Origin of the sequence: Lyngbya sp. CCY1209, from assembly GCF_035615495.1 — a bacterium.
Classification (GTDB): Bacteria; Cyanobacteriota; Cyanobacteriia; order Cyanobacteriales; family Microcoleaceae; genus Limnospira.
Genome location: NZ_JAJENU010000675.1, coordinates 1 through 15,664, shown reverse-complemented (window position 1 = coordinate 15,664; position 15,664 = coordinate 1). Strand labels below are relative to the sequence as shown.

Annotated in this window: 19 protein-coding genes, 1 tRNA gene and 1 riboswitch; of the genes, 12 read left to right on the top strand and 8 right to left on the bottom strand. The window is 65.6% G+C overall.

Annotation, left to right across the window (positions count from 1 at the left end):
* Window positions 1-188 precede the first annotated feature (188 nt).
* Window positions 189-671 (top strand): DUF2867 domain-containing protein, encoded by a 483-nt coding sequence (locus LKE08_RS27885; protein ID WP_324707563.1) that lies wholly within the window; start codon window positions 189-191, stop codon window positions 669-671.
* A gap of 39 nt (window positions 672-710) precedes the next feature.
* On the opposite strand, the gene LKE08_RS27880 is transcribed toward LKE08_RS27885, so the two are convergent.
* Window positions 711-1,154, bottom strand: coding sequence for a DUF302 domain-containing protein (locus LKE08_RS27880; protein WP_324707562.1), 444 nt, complete (start codon window positions 1,152-1,154; stop codon window positions 711-713).
* A 208-nt stretch (window positions 1,155-1,362) separates the two neighbouring features.
* Between LKE08_RS27880 and hisF the strand changes: the two genes are divergently transcribed.
* Window positions 1,363-2,124 (top strand): imidazole glycerol phosphate synthase subunit HisF, encoded by a 762-nt coding sequence (gene hisF, locus LKE08_RS27875; protein WP_375341473.1) that lies wholly within the window; start codon window positions 1,363-1,365, stop codon window positions 2,122-2,124.
* The gene (locus LKE08_RS27870; protein ID WP_005612644.1) at window positions 2,121-2,438 is read left to right on the top strand and encodes a phosphoribosyl-ATP diphosphatase; all 318 of its coding nucleotides are present in this window, start codon (window positions 2,121-2,123) and stop codon (window positions 2,436-2,438) included. The genes hisF and LKE08_RS27870 overlap by 4 nt, the downstream gene beginning before the upstream one ends.
* A 100-nt stretch (window positions 2,439-2,538) precedes the next feature.
* On the opposite strand, the gene LKE08_RS27865 is transcribed toward LKE08_RS27870, so the two are convergent.
* Window positions 2,539-3,483 carry an alpha/beta hydrolase gene (locus LKE08_RS27865; protein WP_324707560.1) on the bottom strand — a complete coding sequence of 315 codons (945 nt, stop codon included), beginning with the start codon at window positions 3,481-3,483 and terminating at the stop codon, window positions 2,539-2,541.
* Between the two features lie 89 nt (window positions 3,484-3,572).
* On the opposite strand from LKE08_RS27865, the gene LKE08_RS27860 reads away from it, so the two are divergent.
* Window positions 3,573-4,280: a WYL domain-containing protein gene (locus LKE08_RS27860; RefSeq protein WP_324707559.1), complete on the top strand. Its 708-nt coding sequence runs from the start codon at window positions 3,573-3,575 to the stop codon at window positions 4,278-4,280.
* Between the two features lie 106 nt (window positions 4,281-4,386).
* On the opposite strand, the gene LKE08_RS27855 is transcribed toward LKE08_RS27860, so the two are convergent.
* The 4 genes from LKE08_RS27855 to rlmB form a co-directional block, all read right to left on the bottom strand.
* A complete protein-coding gene (locus tag LKE08_RS27855) occupies window positions 4,387-4,851 on the bottom strand; it encodes a CoA-binding protein (RefSeq protein WP_239323959.1) in 465 nt (154 codons plus the stop codon).
* A gap of 278 nt (window positions 4,852-5,129) precedes the next feature.
* Window positions 5,130-5,540, bottom strand: coding sequence for a YHS domain-containing (seleno)protein (locus tag LKE08_RS27850; protein WP_324707558.1), 411 nt, complete (start codon window positions 5,538-5,540; stop codon window positions 5,130-5,132).
* Window positions 5,541-5,833: 293 nt separating this feature from the next.
* The gene (locus LKE08_RS27845; RefSeq protein WP_324707557.1) at window positions 5,834-6,118 is read right to left on the bottom strand and encodes a hypothetical protein; all 285 of its coding nucleotides are present in this window, start codon (window positions 6,116-6,118) and stop codon (window positions 5,834-5,836) included.
* 85 nt (window positions 6,119-6,203) lie between these two features.
* Window positions 6,204-6,992: a 23S rRNA (guanosine(2251)-2'-O)-methyltransferase RlmB gene (rlmB, locus tag LKE08_RS27840; RefSeq protein WP_239368639.1), complete on the bottom strand. Its 789-nt coding sequence runs from the start codon at window positions 6,990-6,992 to the stop codon at window positions 6,204-6,206.
* Window positions 6,993-7,111: 119 nt separating this feature from the next.
* Between rlmB and LKE08_RS27835 the strand changes: the two genes are divergently transcribed.
* Window positions 7,112-7,195: transfer RNA gene (locus LKE08_RS27835), tRNA-Tyr, on the top strand.
* A 280-nt stretch (window positions 7,196-7,475) separates the two neighbouring features.
* Here LKE08_RS27835 and LKE08_RS27830 read toward each other — a convergent pair.
* Together LKE08_RS27830 and bioB are read right to left on the bottom strand one after the other, a co-directional pair.
* Window positions 7,476-7,994 (bottom strand): DUF2478 domain-containing protein, encoded by a 519-nt coding sequence (locus tag LKE08_RS27830; protein WP_324707556.1) that lies wholly within the window; start codon window positions 7,992-7,994, stop codon window positions 7,476-7,478.
* Window positions 7,995-8,087: 93 nt separating this feature from the next.
* Window positions 8,088-9,065, bottom strand: a complete 978-nt coding sequence (bioB, locus tag LKE08_RS27825; protein WP_239368643.1) for a biotin synthase BioB — start codon at window positions 9,063-9,065, stop codon at window positions 8,088-8,090.
* A 228-nt stretch (window positions 9,066-9,293) separates the two neighbouring features.
* Window positions 9,294-9,414: riboswitch (TPP riboswitch) on the top strand.
* Between the two features lie 123 nt (window positions 9,415-9,537).
* Here bioB and thiC point away from each other — a divergent pair.
* Genes thiC through LKE08_RS27790 form a run of 7 tightly spaced genes read left to right on the top strand, consistent with a single transcriptional unit; the run spans window position 9,538 to window position 15,586 of the window.
* Window positions 9,538-11,364 (top strand): phosphomethylpyrimidine synthase ThiC, encoded by a 1,827-nt coding sequence (gene thiC / locus LKE08_RS27820; protein ID WP_375341472.1) that lies wholly within the window; start codon window positions 9,538-9,540, stop codon window positions 11,362-11,364.
* The gene (locus LKE08_RS27815; RefSeq protein ID WP_324707554.1) at window positions 11,361-12,326 is read left to right on the top strand and encodes an FAD-dependent oxidoreductase; all 966 of its coding nucleotides are present in this window, start codon (window positions 11,361-11,363) and stop codon (window positions 12,324-12,326) included. The genes thiC and LKE08_RS27815 overlap by 4 nt, the downstream gene beginning before the upstream one ends.
* On the top strand, window positions 12,307-12,492 hold the full coding sequence (gene thiS, locus LKE08_RS27810) for a sulfur carrier protein ThiS (protein ID WP_324707553.1): 186 nt from the start codon (window positions 12,307-12,309) through the stop codon (window positions 12,490-12,492). The genes LKE08_RS27815 and thiS overlap by 20 nt, the downstream gene beginning before the upstream one ends.
* Window positions 12,493-12,496: 4 nt before the next feature.
* On the top strand, window positions 12,497-13,279 hold the full coding sequence (locus LKE08_RS27805) for a thiazole synthase (RefSeq protein WP_324707552.1): 783 nt from the start codon (window positions 12,497-12,499) through the stop codon (window positions 13,277-13,279).
* Entirely contained in the window at window positions 13,276-13,872 is a 597-nt protein-coding gene (locus LKE08_RS27800) for a thiamine phosphate synthase (RefSeq protein ID WP_324707551.1), read from the top strand. Before LKE08_RS27805 ends, LKE08_RS27800 begins: the two co-directional genes overlap by 4 nt.
* Window positions 13,860-14,876, top strand: coding sequence for a HesA/MoeB/ThiF family protein (locus LKE08_RS27795; protein ID WP_324707550.1), 1,017 nt, complete (start codon window positions 13,860-13,862; stop codon window positions 14,874-14,876). Before LKE08_RS27800 ends, LKE08_RS27795 begins: the two co-directional genes overlap by 13 nt.
* 5 nt (window positions 14,877-14,881) lie before the next feature.
* On the top strand, window positions 14,882-15,586 hold the full coding sequence (locus LKE08_RS27790) for a hydroxymethylpyrimidine/phosphomethylpyrimidine kinase (RefSeq protein WP_324707549.1): 705 nt from the start codon (window positions 14,882-14,884) through the stop codon (window positions 15,584-15,586).
* Window positions 15,587-15,664: the final 78 nt, after the last annotated feature.

Here is a 15,664-nt window from a genome sequence, read left to right as displayed (position 1 = left end):
AGGCGCGTGTCCTGCGGACACGCGCCTCCGCGCCCGGCCCAACGCCGAAAGATCCTCGCCAAAGGCGGGGATTGCATCGGGGGCGGGAGCCTTCCCCTCGCTGGAGAGCACAGCACTCGGTCTGCGGCACCTTGCCCACTGGCGCCACACGCCCGAGCCTGTCACGCTCCCCGGTAAGGAGCCGCGCCATGCCGAAGATCGAGACCAGCCCGCTGCCAAAAACCTCTTTCCTGTGGAGGATGGTTCAACCGGGTGACTTCATTGATGGCTATGCGGTGGAGAGCCGCCTTGGCCCACGGGAGGCGGCGGATATCGGCCTCAGCATGCCCAAATGGGCCAGTGCCCTGCTGGCGTTGCGCAACCACATCGTGCGCCCTTTGGGCCTCAAGACCGAAGTGAGCGATACCGGTGAAGGCGCGATTTTTCCGGTCACTTATGACGATGCGCAGGAGGTGATCCTGGGAACCGATGACACCCACCTGAATTTCCGCATCTGCCTGCGTCAGGAGGCAGGGCGCATTCACATGGCGACTTGGGTGCACCGTAACAATTGGCTGGGACGGATCTACCTGATGGTGGTGATGCCGTTTCACATCCTGATCGTGCACGATTCCATGCGCCGGATCGCGCGCGCAGACGCGCCTTCTGCCTCAGCGCAAACGCCGCACTAACGCAGCCCTCACGCCGAGACAGAGTATTCCGCAAACCCGCTACTGCGTTGCGGCCTCCGAGAGGTTTTGCAGCGCCGCGGTCATGCCCGCGATGAATTCAGCGTTGGCTTTGATATCCAGCCCCTCGAACATCATCACCGGATCCTCATAGGTGAGCCAGACCTTGCCCTCGCTGTCCTCATAGGCCAGCGCCTTGAGCGGCAAAAACAGGCCCGCACGCGCATCAGCCTGCATCGCCGCTGTGCCGATCTTGGGATTGCCAAAGATCAGCAGTTGCGAGGCGGCAAGCTCCTCGCCAATGCCCTCGGCCCCTTTGGCATGATCGACGCGGGCAAAGACCGTCGCGCCTGCCTTGTCCAGCGCCATTTCGAGCGCATCCAGTGTTGCGGGCACGGAATGACGGCTCTCGACTTTGACCAGATCCGCAAGGCCGGGCACGGCGCTCATCAGGGCAATCGCGGCAGCGGTTACAAAGGTTTTCATAAGATCTCCTCAATCACAAATGGACGATTTGGCGCAAAATCTGGCGCGCGTCACCGGGCTTCGCCAGTCACAAAGGCGACACGCGCTGAAATCGGCAAAGACCGGCCACCCCCTGCCCCGCGCCTGCCCCCTGCCAACCTCGTGCAATTCGCAAGCCAGCGCGCGATGCCCTCTTTTCCCGCCGCCGGTTCCGGTCCATAAGGCAAATATGCTTAAGACCCGTCTCATTCCCTGTCTCGATGTCGCCGATGGCCGTGTGGTCAAGGGCGTGAATTTTGTCGGCCTGCGTGACGCAGGCGATCCGGTGGAGGCCGCGCGCGCCTATGACGCCGCCGGTGCCGATGAGATCTGTTTCCTCGACATCCACGCGACCCATCAAAACCGCGGCACGATGTTTGACATGGTGCGCCGCACCGCCGAGCAATGCTTTGTGCCGCTCACCGTGGGCGGCGGCGTACGCACCAAGGACGATGTGCGCGCGCTTTTGCTTGCTGGGGCGGACAAGGTCTCTTTCAACTCTGCTGCGGTGGCCAACCCGGATGTGATCCGCGAGGCCGCCGACCAGTTCGGCAGCCAGTGCATCGTCTGCGCCATTGACGCCAAATCCGTCGCCCCCGGCAAATGGGAGATCTTCACCCATGGCGGGCGCCGCGAGACCGGCATCGACGCGGTGGAATTTGCCCGTCTGGTGACCGCCAAGGGCGCGGGCGAGATCCTGCTGACCTCGATGGATCGCGACGGCACCAAATCGGGTTTCAACCTCGAGATGACCCGCGCGATTTCCGATGCGGTGGATGTGCCGGTGATTGCCTCTGGCGGTGTCGGCACTCTGGATCACCTCGTGGACGGCGTGACCAAAGGTGGCGCCAGCGCGGTCCTGGCTGCCTCGATCTTCCACTTCGGCGAATACACGGTGCAACAGGCCAAAGAGCACATGATCGCCAACGGCATCCCGATGAGGCTCCAATGACCCTGCTGCATGACCTCGAACAGACCATTCTGTCGCGCAAGGGCACCGATCCAGACACCAGTTGGACCGCGAAACTCCTGTCCAAAGGGCCGGAGAAATGTGCGGAGAAATTCGGCGAAGAAGCCATAGAGGCCATCATCGAGGCGGTGAAGGACAACAAGGCGGGGCTCGCGTCCGAGGGCGCGGATGTGCTCTATCATTTCCTGGTGATGCTGGCCGCGCGCGATGTGGCCTTGGATGATGTGCTCAAGGTTCTGGCCGAGCGTCAGGGCCTGAGCGGCATCGCCGAAAAAGCGGCCCGCCCCAAGGGATAACACTTGTCGGCACGGCACAGGACGCCTGCCCACCGATCAGATCGATGGGCAGCGCGCGCTGATCGGTGCCCGGATCAGGCGGCCGGTTCAGGCGGTCGGATCAGGCAGTGGGGGCCTGCGCCAACCAGGTCAGGATTGCCTCTGTCGTCTCCTGCGGGCGTTCCTGCTGAATCCAGTGGCCACACTCCAGGGTGACGATCTCCACGTTGGGCACGAACTCCGTCAGACTATCGGATTGGGGGATCGTGTCCTGCGCGCCATAGATCATCAGGGCGCGCTGGTCGATCCGGGGCGCGACATCGGCCAGAAGATGCCAGTTGCGGTCGAGGTTGCGATACCAGTTGATGCTACCGGTGAACCCGGTCTCCGCAAAGGCGGACACAAAGACCGCCAGATCCTCGTCACACATCACCGGGTCGCCCTGCGGCTGCTGCGCAAGGGCCAGATCCATCATCATCATGCCCGGTGAAGGCTGCGCCGGCGGCAGGTTCTTGCGAAACAGGTTGCGCAGGAACTGCGCCGCGTTCTGGTCGAGCACCGCATCCGCCACCCCGGGCTGGCGGTTGAAATGCACAAGGTAGTGGTCGCTGCCAAACACCTCCTCGATGAATTCGATCCAGGGTTTCGGCGTGCGGGGCTGGTAGGGCAAGGCCAGGCTGACGATGCCGGACACCCGGTCCGGATGCAGTTGTGCCAGCCCCCAGACCACATTCGCGCCCCAGTCATGCCCCACACATATGGCCTGCTGATAGCCGAAGTGATCCAGCAGCCCCACCAGATCCCCCGTCAGGGCGGCAATGTCATAGGCCTCAACCTCGGCCGGACGGGACGACCGTCCATAGCCGCGCTGGTTCGGGGCGATCACATGGTACCCGGCCGCCGCCAGCGCCGGCATCTGCTCGCGCCAGGAATAGGCATGCTCCGGCCAGCCGTGGCACAGCAGGATCGGGTGGCCGGCGTTTTCCTGGCCGCACTCGAACACCTCCAGTTCGACACCATTCACAGAAACAAAGCTGGGGGCGGGAAAAAGGGTCGTCTCAGGCATCGCGTTATCTCCTTGTTGAACACGTCAAACGCGGCCTAATCTGCAATGGTGCCAAATTCTGACACCATTTGAGGGGGCCGCAGACGGATATGACTCCGCGTCACCGACAGGACAGCATCCTGCGCATTCTGCGCCGCAGGGGCAGCACGACGGTGCGCGCCCTGGCCCATGATGTCAGCGCCTCGCGCCGCACCATCCTGCGGGACATCGCCGCGCTGCGGGATGAGGGGTATGTGATCCATGCCGATCCCGGGCGCGGCGGCGGTCTCTGCCTTGATATCGGCTCCGTGCGGGCCACCGCGCGCCTGTCGGTGACCGAGGTCTTTGCGCTGGTGATCAGCGTTGCAAGCATGAAGGCCGCCGGCCAGCTGCCGTTTTCCGGGCTCGCCGACAGCGGCTTGGCCAAGATCGAAAGGTCACTGCCGGCGGACAAGATCCGCGACCTGCGGCGTTTCCTGGACTGTCTCTATGTCGGCAGGCTGGCCCCGCAGGTGGACATTTCCGACCTCGGCCCGATGGACCCGGCGCTGCTGCCAGCCTTCGAGACGGCATTCCTGGATCGGGTTCTCCTCGCGTTCCGATACCGCGATGCAAAGGGGGCCACCTCGACCCGCCGGGTCGAGCCGCAGGCGATCCTGGTGCTGCCGCCTCTGTGGTATCTGGTGGCCTGGGATCCCGACCGCGCGGCGGTGCGCCATTTCCGCATGGACCGGATCAGCGCCCCAGACTGCATCGAGGGCACCCGGTTTCAGAAACGCCACGTGACGTTCGACGATGGCGTGCGCCCCCTCCGCTAACCCCGGCAGAGGACCGCGCCTTGCCGCCAGGCAAGGCGCCGGGCCCAACGGGAGGCGCGCATGTCCCATGCGCAACGACGGGCGGGAGCCGCCCCTCGCCCGCCCTTCAGAGTTTTGAGGAAATGATACCGGTTGCAAAGCCGCCCTGGCGCAGCTCGCCGAACAGGCGCTGGTATTCGATCTTTGGGCAGCGGTTCTGGATCACATCCACGCCACGGGCCTGCGCCTGTGCCGCGGCCTCGGCATGCTCCACCCCGATCTGCATCCAGATCGTCCGCAGCGTCGGAAAGGCTGCAAGCGCCTCTTCCACGATGCCGGGCACCGCTTCGGGGCGGCGGAAGATATCGACCATATCCACCGGCTCCGCAATCTCGGAGAGCGATGCGTGCACCGTTGCGCCAAACAACTGCGTTCCGGCATGGCCCGGGTTCACCGGGATCACCCGATAGCCCTTCAGCGACAGGTAGCGGGCGACGTAATAGCTCGGCCGCACCGGATTGGGCGAGACCCCGACAACGGCGATCACCTTTGTGCGGGTCAATATGGTTCTGAGATGCGCATCCGAATACATGTGGACACTCTGCGCAGGTGTTGCCGTCAGCGCAAGCCCCGCCACGCAGACACCTCGCAGACCTGCGGGCAGAGGCGCCAAGAAAAAAGCGCCCGAAGAAGCTCCGGGCGCGAGGTGTGGAACGAGGGACAGTGAAAAAGATCTGTGGCGGTTCCAAAGCCACAGCCTGCTATTGAATCTGGGGCTGTCGCGGCGGATTGAAAGAGCGGCTCTCTTTTTTGTGAAGAGGGCGCGTGTATTGCAGCTTGACTCTGCCCCGCGCAGCACCAAGCGCGTGATCAATCCGCTTGCAGCACTCCGGGCCAGGCCGCCCGTGCCGCCCGGATCATCCCGTCCGGCTCTGCCAGCCACAAGGCCTCCACCCGCGGCGTATGAAACAGATAGAGCCGCCCGTCGACGATCTCCCACGTCAGGGGATTGCCGTCGAACACCCGACCACGGGCCATGCCATAGGCGCAATGGCCGCCGAAACGGGGTGCATAGGCTCTCGGGTTGGCCTCGAAGCGCGACTGGTTCTCGGCGGAGTGGAAGAGCCAGACCGCCCCTTTCCACATCAGCGCGTGATCCGAATGCCCCTTCAATGGCGCGTCGGCCAGGTGGAAGGACACAGGGTCGTAGCCCCCGATGGCAATTCCGTCGTCAACCGCGATATAGAGCGTCCCGGCCGCGGCTTGGGTTGCGGGGACCATGGCACACATCCCCGCAGTCATGATGACAGCGCCCAGCCCACGCAGGGCGGGTATCAGACGATGATGCAGCACAGTCTCCCTCCGGCACGATTTCAGATGGCACAGAGAATGCCGACTGGCGCGGCGTCGGAAAAGACCGGATACGGGAATTTGAACAGCTTGTGACAAGTGTTGCACACAGGATTCAAAATGCGCGCGCCCACGGCGGGCCTGCGCGCAGTCTGCCGGGCCCGCCTGTCCTGTCGGCCCCGTCGCGCCTCGTCGCGCCCCCTTGAGGGGGCTGTCACGCGGTGTCAGTCGAAGATGTCCTCGATCGCGTCAAAGACCTTTTTCCAGCCGGATTTCTTCTTCTTCTTCTTTTTCTTTTTCAGCTGCTTGGCCACCAGCCCCGCTGCCAGATCGCCCCAATCACCGGTCTTTGCCGCGCGGGTGGGGTTGGGTTTGGCCGGTTTTGACGCCTTGGGCCGTTTGCCACGGGTCTGCGCCGTTTTCTGCCCTGCCAGCGGCCGCATCTTTTGCGCCGACAGCGGCGCGCCGCAGGTGCCACACACCAGCGCGTGCACGGCCGCATCGGGCACAAATGTGGACTGGACGCCACAGTAACAACAGCGAATGAGTTTGCCGCCGGGGATGCTCTTATGTGCGATGGGGACCTCCTCCTGTTCAGCCCTTCAACGAAGCATATAGGGAGAGCGCCGCCGCATTTGAAACATTGAGCGAGCCAAAACCGCGCGCCGCGTCGATCTTGACCAGCTTATCGACGGTTTCCTTGGTCTTTTGCCGCAAGCCCGGCCCTTCGGCGCCCAGCACCAGGGCGATCGGATCGGAGGTGCGGCCCGCGACCGCCTCCTCGATGGTTTCCTCGGCCTCGCCGTCCAGCCCCAGCACCAGATACCCCATCTGTTGCAGCGCCACGATACTGTCCGAGAGGTTGCGCATGCGCAGGTACGGCTGGCGTTCCAGCGCGCCGGAGGCGGTTTTGGCCAGAGCCCCGGTTTCCGGGGCCGAGTGGTGACGGGTGCCGATCACCGCCGAAGCGCCGAGCACTTCGGCCGAGCGCAGGATGGCGCCAACGTTGTGGGGGTCGGTCACCCGATCCAGCAGGATCACCCGCGGGATTTCGGCGCCGATGCAATTGTCCTCAAGCCCGCCCCAGTTCAGCGGCTTGACTTCCAGCGCCGCCCCCTGGTGCACCGAGCCGGGATCGATCGGCACCGAGAATTTGCGCGGATCGACCACATCGGGTGTCATGCCGGAGGCGGCGATGGCGTCTTCGAGCTTGTTCTGGGCATTCAATGTCACCACAAGGCGCAGCTTTTCGCGCCGGGGATTGAGCAGCGCATCGCGCACCGCATGCAGGCCAAACAGCCAGACGGTTTCCGCCGAGGCCGCCTTTTTGGCCTTTTCCTTTTCCACCACCCAGGCGGGTTTCTTGCTGGGTTTCTTGTTCATGACATGCTCCGGAAAACAAAATGCGAGGCGGCGGAAAAAAGTTGCGCTTTTCCGGTTGACGCCCGTTTGGTGCGCTAGTAATCACGCCTCCACGTCAGGTGCAACATGCTTCTGACCGTGGGCGACAGGCCGCAAGGTGTGGCAGGGGACTGTAACTCCCTCGCGGAGACGCACGCTAGGTTCGATTCCTAGGTCGCCCACCATCTTCTCTCTTTCAACTGAAAAATCAACGACCTGAGACAGGATGGTATTCGCCGTCCTGTGGGTCGTTTTTCCAAATACTGTGGTCCACCCCCGCGCGCGACCGGGGAAGCCGGTGCGGCTGCGCCAGGTGGATTATTGCAGATTTTGCGGGTGAGCGATGGCGCCGGGGCGCTGCCCCGGACCCCGGGATATTTCCAAGAAGATGAAGGCTGGTGCCGCGGCAGGAACCGCTGCTCGGCGTCCCCTGGAACTGATCACGGGCGCGCCCTGGCCGAGCCGTCAGACCGTCTGGGCAAGCGCCGCTTCGACCCAGGCGACCAGCGTGTCGAGATCGGGGGCGGTTTCGACGGCCAGACCTTCGGCGAACCCCTCGAAGGCCTCGACGTTCATCCGGTTGACGCCGGACACCACCGGCAGCCCCATGGCCAGCGCTTCGGCGATGACCGGGCGCATGCCACGGCCATCGGCCTCGTGTTTGCCGAATTTATTGACCAGCAGCACCTGCGGCGCGGGTGTGGTGGCAAGCTGGGCGGTGACCAGCCCGACGGCGCGTTCGAGCGCCTCGGGGTTGAGACGGCAGCCACGGGCGCCCTCGCCCAGGGACTGGGAGATCCGGATGGTTTCCCCCTCGGGCAGGACGCGCACATCCATGTCGCAGAGCTTGCTGTCATAGCAATCGGTGTTGGTCTGCACGATGCCTGCGGTGCGAATGCCCCTTTCGGCCAACCGCTCTGCCAATGCGGTCAACAGGCGGTCGGTGGCACCGCGTTCGGTGGTCATCACATAGGCAAGCTGCATGGGGTCGTCCTTTGCATGTCGTCTGCGCAAGCGGCAGATTAGCGCGAAAGGACGGCGCCCGCCAGTGGCGACGCAGGCCGTGATTGTCGCAGATCAGCGCGTACCATGCGTGCCCGCTGCCATGGCGCTGAGGCCCAGCCGGGCAAAGAGCGCCTCGTCCGCGTCCTCCTCCGGGTTGTCGGCGGTCAGGAGCGTGTCGCCCATGAAGATCGAGTTCGCCCCGGCAAAGATGCACATCGCCTGCAGTTCATCGCTCATCTCGGTGCGCCCGGCCGAGAGCCGCACATGCGCGCGCGGCATCAGGATGCGGGCCAGCGCAATGGTGCGGACAAATTCGAGCGGATCAAGCGGAGGCGTGTCGGCCAGTGGCGTATCTGCCATCGGAATCAGCATGTTGATCGGTACTGATTGCGGATGTTCCGGCAGCGTCGCAAGGCTCAGCAGCATGTCGATCCGGTCGCCGCGCTCTTCACCCATGCCAAGGATGCCGCCCGAGCAGACGTTGATCCCGGCCTCGCGCACCCGCGCCAGGGTGTCCAGCCGATCCGCAAAGCTGCGGGTGGTGATGACCTCCGGGTAGTAGCGCTCCGAGGTGTCGATGTTGTGATTGTAGTAATCGAGCCCCGCATCCCGCAGGCGCAGCACCTGATCCTGCTCCAGCATGCCCAGGGTCATGCAGGTCTCCATCCCCAGCGCCTTGACGCCCGTGATCATCGCTTCCAGCTGAGCCATGTCGCGCGCCTTGGGGCCGCGCCAGGCCGCGCCCATGCAGTAGCGCGTGGCACCAGCGTCGCGGGCCTTCTTGGCCTCGGCAATCACCCGCTGCACCTCGATCAGTTTGGAGGCCGGGAGCTGCGCTCCATTGCGTGCCGATTGCGCGCAATAGGCGCAATCCTCAGCGCAGCCGCCGGTCTTGATCGACAGGAGGCGCGATTTCTGCACCGCGTTGGGATCAAACATCTGCCGGTGCAGGCTCTGGGCCTGAAACAGCAGATCCATGAAGGGCTGGGCATAGATCTCCTCTGCCTCCTGCCGGGTCCAGTCGGTGCGGATAAGGGGGGTGTCGAGCATGGGAAGCCTCGCTGGATAACGGATCACACTACACGCCAAGGAGGCGCGAATCTTTTATAGATAATATATAAACCATGAATATGGGCAGTACAGCGTTGAATATATTTGAGTTTCATTCAGGCATGCCCATCAAAAATACGCGCATAGGGCGAATGCACGGCAGAACTCTCTGCAGGTGGGCGTGGATCAGAAACCTCTTGACGGGCTGCCATGTCCTCCCCTACGCCTAGGGCCACGCAGGGGAGTCCCGCCGAGGGGACTGAGAGGCAGACAGGGAGAAATCCCGGTGACGCGACCCTTAGAACCTGACCCAGTTGATACTGGCGTAGGAAGCTAGGACAGTCGCGCATCGCCCCGGTACAGGGTTGATCCGCCGCTGCTCTGACACGGCAGGACCTGTACCCCCTGCCCCGTTTTCCTCCGGCCCGGCTCAATTGGTGTCTTTTTGAGAATGGACTCGAGGAGCACCAAGATGAACGTCCCCAACCCAAAGATCACCACAGGCGCATTGCCTGCGTCGCGCAAGATCTATGTGGCAGGCGAGATGCACAAGGACATCCGCGTGCCGATGCGTGAAATCGCCACCCATCCGACCGCGGGCGAAGCGCCGCTGCCGGTCTATGACAGTTCCGGGCCCTATACGGATCCGGAGATCCTGACCGACATTCGCGAGGGTCTGGCGCCGCTGCGCGCCGCCTGGATCAAGGATCGCGGCGATGTCGAGGCCTATCAGGGCCGCGATGTTACCCCTGCGGACAATGGCTTTGTCGCCGGCGACCGGCTGGTGCCGGAGTTCCCGGTGCGGCCCGCGCCCCTGCGCGGGACCGGGGATGCCGCCCCGACGCAGCTCGCCTATGCCCGCGCCGGGATCATCACGCCGGAGATGGAGTATATCGCCATTCGCGAGAACCAGCTGCGCGAGCTGTCGCCCTGTCATGGTAGCCGCGATGGCGAGGATTTCGGGGCCAATATCCCCGACTATGTGACGCCTGAATTCGTGCGCTCCGAGATCGCCGCCGGGCGCGCCATCATCCCCGCCAATATCAACCACCCGGAGCTGGAGCCGATGATCATCGGCCGCAATTTTAAGGTGAAGATCAACGCCAATATGGGCACCTCGGCCGTCACCTCCTCGATGGAGGAAGAGGTGGACAAACTGGTCTGGGCGATCCGCTGGGGCGCGGATACGGTGATGGACCTGTCCACGGGCCGCAACATCCACAACACCCGGGAATGGATCATCCGCAATTCGCCGGTGCCCATCGGCACCGTGCCGATCTATCAGGCGCTGGAAAAGGTGAACGGCATTGCCGAGGACCTGACCTGGGAGGTGTTCCGCGACACGCTGATCGAACAGGCGGAACAGGGCGTCGATTATTTCACCATCCACGCAGGCGTGCGGCTGCATATGGTGCCGATGACCGTGGAACGCGTCACCGGGATCGTGTCGCGCGGTGGGTCGATCATGGCAAAGTGGTGCCTGCATCACCACAAGGAGAGCTTCCTCTACGAGCACTTCGAGGAAATCTGCGACATCTGCCGCCGCTATGATGTGAGCTTCTCGCTGGGCGACGGCTTGCGTCCCGGATCGATCGCCGATGCCAATGACGAGGCGCAATTTGCCGAACTGGAGACGCTGGGCGAGCTGACCAAGATCGCCTGGGCCAAGGACTGCCAAGTGATGATCGAGGGGCCGGGCCATGTGGCCATGCACAAGATCAAGGAGAACATGGACAAGCAGCTGGAGTGCTGCCACGAGGCGCCGTTTTACACGCTGGGGCCGCTGACCACGGATATTGCGCCGGGGTACGATCACATCACGTCTGGCATTGGCGCGGCGATGATCGGCTGGTTTGGCTGCGCGATGCTCTGTTACGTGACGCCAAAGGAACACCTCGGTCTGCCGGACCGCGATGATGTAAAAACCGGGGTGATCACTTACAAGATCGCCGCCCATGCCGCTGATCTGGCCAAGGGTCTGCCCGGCGCGCAGCGGCGTGATGATGCGCTGAGCCGCGCACGGTTTGAGTTCCGCTGGGAGGACCAGTTCAACCTGTCGCTGGACCCGGAAACGGCACAGAGCTTTCACGACGAGACCCTGCCGAAAGAGGCGCACAAGGTGGCGCATTTCTGTTCCATGTGCGGGCCGAAGTTCTGCTCCATGCGGATCAGCCACGACATCCGCGCCGAGGCCCAGAAGGAGGGGTTCGAGGCGATGGCGGCGAAGTTCCGCGAAGGGGGCGAGCTTTATGTGCCGGTGGCGGATGCTGCGGCGGACACGCCGGAGGAGTCGGCGTGATCACCATCGCGGGCGCAGGTCTGGCAGGCCTCGCCTGCGCCTATGCACTGGCCCGCCGGGGCGTGGCGGTGCGCCTGTTCGAACGCTCCGGGGGGATCGGTGCCGACAGTGCGGCCCGCTACGCGGGCGGCATGCTGGCGCCCTGGTGCGAACGCGAAAGCGCCGAGGAGGAGGTGATCTCTCTCGGCAGCCGCGCCTTCGACTGGTGGGCCCGGATCACCCCGGTGCACCGGCGCGGCACGCTGGTGGTGGCACCGCGCCGCGACCGGGCAGAGGTGGCACGTTTCGGACGTCGCACCCGTGCGTACCGGCAGGTCGGCGGGGCGGAGATCGGCGCGCTGGAACCGGCGCTGGCGGGGCGGTTCGATCAGGGGCTGTTCTTTGAGGGCGAGGCGCATCTGGACCCGCGCCGGGCGCTGCGGGATCTGGCGCGCGCGGTGGTGGATCTGGGCGGAGAGATCAGCCTCGGCACCGAGGCCCCGCAGCAGGTCGATCTGGATTGCACCGGCATGGCGGCCCCGCTGCCGTCCTTGCGGTCGGTCCGGGGCGAGATGGCGATCCTGCGCTGCCCGGAGGTGGAGATCAGCCGCACACTGCGCCTGCTGCATCCGCGCACGCCGATCTACCTCGTGCCCCGGGGCGATGGGCACTACATGCTGGGCGCGTCCATGGTGGAAAGCGATCACGCCGGCCCGCCGACCCTGCGCGCCCTGATGGAGCTGCTGGGGGCGGCCTATGCGCTGTCGCCCGCCTTTGCCGAGGCGGAGGTGGTGGAGACCGGCGCCGGTCTGCGCCCTGCCTTTCCCGACAACCTGCCCCGGCTGGAGCGGCGTGACGGCACGCTGTTTCTCAACGGGCTGTACCGACACGGGTTCCTGCTGGCCCCGGCCATGGCCGAAGCCGCCGCAGACCAATTGATGGAGCACCGCGATGAAAATACTCGTGAATTCCGAACCGCATGAGATCACCGGCCCGTCGCTGGCCGCCGCGCTGATGGAGCTGGGCTACACCAGCCCGGCCATCGCAACGGCACTAAACGGGCAGTTCGTGGCCCGAGACGCGCGCGCCGCGCAGCCGCTGCACCCCGGCGACCGGATCGAGGTTCTGGCGCCGATGCAGGGGGGCTGAGATCATGGAGGTCTATGGCGAAACACTGACGTCACGCCTGTTTCTGGGCACCGCGCAATACCCCTCGCCCGCCGTCCTACAGGCGGCGATCCGCGCCAGCGACACCGATCTGGTCACCGTCTCCTTGCGCCGTGAGGCCGCCAATGGATCTGGCGCGGGGTTCTGGGATCTGCTGCGCGAGACCGGCGTGCGCATCCTGCCCAATACGGCCGGGTGTCACTCGGCGCGCGACGCCATCACCACCGCGCAGATGGCGCGGGAGGTCTTTGGCACCGACTGGATCAAGCTGGAGGTCATCGGCCATGCGGACACCCTGCAGCCGGATGTCTTTGGCCTGGTGGAGGCCGCGCGCGTGCTGAGTGCCGAGGGGTTCAAGGTCTTTCCCTATACCACCGAGGATCTGGTGGTGGGCGAACGGCTGCTGGAGGCCGGCTGCACGGTGCTGATGCCCTGGGGCGCGCCGATCGGATCCGGTCGCGGGCTGGCGAACCCCGAGGGGCTGCGCGCGATGCGGGCGCATTTTCCGGATGTTCCGCTGGTGGTGGATGCCGGCATTGGGCGGCCCTCGGATGCGGCGGCCGCGATGGAGCTGGGCATGGATGCGGTGCTGTTGAACACGGCGGTGGCCAAGGCGGGCGATCCGGCGCTGATGGCGCGCGCCATGGCGCTGGCGGTGGACGCGGGACACAAGGCCTGCCTGGCCGACCCGATGGAGCGACGCGACATGGCGGTCCCCTCCACCCCGGTGATGGGACTGGCGGACCTGAATTTGGCGGAGAAGACATGATGGAACGGTTTTACCTGATCGTCGGCCATGTGGGCCGGGTGGAGTTGCTGGTGCCGCAGGGCGCGCGGCTGGTGCAGCTACGGATCAAGGATCAGCCCGATGCGGAGGTGCGCCGTCAGATTGCCCGGGCGCGTGACTTCTGTGCGGTCTACGGCGCCCAACTGGTGGTCAACGATCACTGGCAGGCGGCGCTCGACCTCAACTGCGATTTTGTGCACCTCGGTCAAGAGGACATGGAGACCGCGGATTTCGACGCCCTGCGCCGGGCCGGCGTGCGGTTTGGCCTGTCGACCCATGACGAGGCGGAGCTGGAGCGGGCGTTGGCGCAGGACCCGGCCTATGTGGCCCTGGGTCCGGTCTATGAAACCAAGCTGAAACAGATGAAATGGGACCCGCAGGGGCTGGAGCGGGTGACCCGCTGGAAGAGCCTCGCGGGCGCCGTGCCGCTGGTGGCCATCGGCGGGGTGACGCTGGAGCGCCTGCCGGATGTCTTTGCGGCCGGGGCGGACAGCGCTGCGGTGGTGACCGACATTCAGGCGGCGGAAGATCCCGAAGCCCGAACCCGCGCGTGGGTGGCCGCGTGTCGGACCTGAGCGCGTTTGCGCGCCAGATCGCCCTGCCGGAGGTCGGCGCGGAGGGCCAGGCGCGATTGGCGGCCGCACATGTGCTGGTGGTCGGCGCCGGCGGGCTGGGCTGTCCGGTGCTGACGTATCTCGCCACCGCCGGTGTGGGCCGCATCACCGTGATGGACCCCGACCGGATTGAGCGGACCAACCTGCACCGTCAGCCGCTCTACGCGCCGGATGATGTGGGCGCGCCCAAGGCCGACACCGCGGCCCGGGTGCTGCGCCGACTTGCGCCCGCCCTCGAGGTGGTCGCGCGGGCCGAACCGTTGGGAGCTTCAAACGCAGCGTCCGCAATCGCGGGGGCCGATGTGGTGGTCGATGCCGCTGACAGCTTTGCCGTGTCCTATATCCTGTCGGATGCCTGTCGGGTGGCCAGCACGGTGATGATCTCCGCCTCTGCACTTGGCACCACCGGCTATGTCGGCGGGTTCTGCGGGCCCGCCCCCTCGCTGCGGGCGGTGTTTCCCGACCTGCCCGACCGGGCCGCCACCTGCGCCAGCGCCGGTGTCATGGGGCCGGTGGTGGGCCTGATCGGTGCCGCCCAGGCGCAGATGGTGCTGCAACAGATCCTGATGACAGCGCCGCCGGTGGCGGGGCAGTTGCTGTCCTTTGACATGGGGCGCTTGCAAACTGCGGGCTTTCGCTTCGACACGGCGGAGGAGCCGGCGGCGGGCTTTGGCTTTGTCGGGCTGCCCGCCGATATGCCGTCGGACCGGATTGTGGTCGATCTGCGCAGCACCGCGGAAGCGCCGGATCCGGTGACACCCGACGCCTGGCGCATCGCGCCCGATGCCTTGCGCGGCGCGATGCTGGAACAGTTGCGACGGGTCTCTTGCGCCGGACGATCCCCGCGCACGGACAGGCACATCACCCTGGCCTGCGCCAGCGGGCTGCGGGCCTGGCAAGCGGCGCGGCAGCTCCGGGCGGCGGGGTTCGAGCGCCTCAGCCTGCATGCGGTGCAGGCCCCGTGAGGCGGGTGGTCGTGATCGGCGGCACGGACCCCAGCGGCGGTGCCGGGCTGACGCGGGACGCGGCCATGGCGGTGCGCATGGGCTGCGAGGTGAAACCGGTGGTGACGGCCGTCACGGTGCAGACAGATACGGGGGTCAGTGCTCTCAACCCGGTGCCGCCGTCGGTGGTGCGGGCGCAACTGCAGGCCGCGCTTGCCGCCCCCATGCCCGCTGCGATCAAGATCGGCATGGTCGCGACAGACGCACAGGTCGCCGCCCTCGCGGAGTTGCTGCCACAGGATCTGCCGCTGGTCTTCGATCCGGTGCTGCGGGCCAGTTCGGGGGGCACGCTGAGCGCGGCACCCGCCCTGCGCCCGCTGATCGGGCGATCAACGCTGCTGACCCCGAACCTGCCCGAAGCGGCCTGTCTGAGCGACCTGCCCGAGGCGGTCTGCGCCGACGCCCTGCAGGCGCAGGCCCGGGCGCTCCTGGCGTTGGGAGCCGGGGCGGTTTTGATCAAGGGCGGCCATACGCGCGGCGATCACTGTGTCGATCACCTGTTTACACCGCAGGGGACAGAACAGTTTGCCGCCCCGCGCGTCGCCGTCGGGAAACGGGGAACCGGATGCAGTCTGGCCACGGCCATCGCCTGCCAGATTGCGGCCGGCACCGATCTGGCCGCGGCCTGCCGCAGCGCCAAGGCGGAACTGACCCGCTGGCTGCGTCTCTGACCGGGACACCGCCCCCCCTGCACTTGGTGAGGGGTTTCGCTTCGGGCATGGCCCGAAGCGACCCGCGCCGCGGGGCGG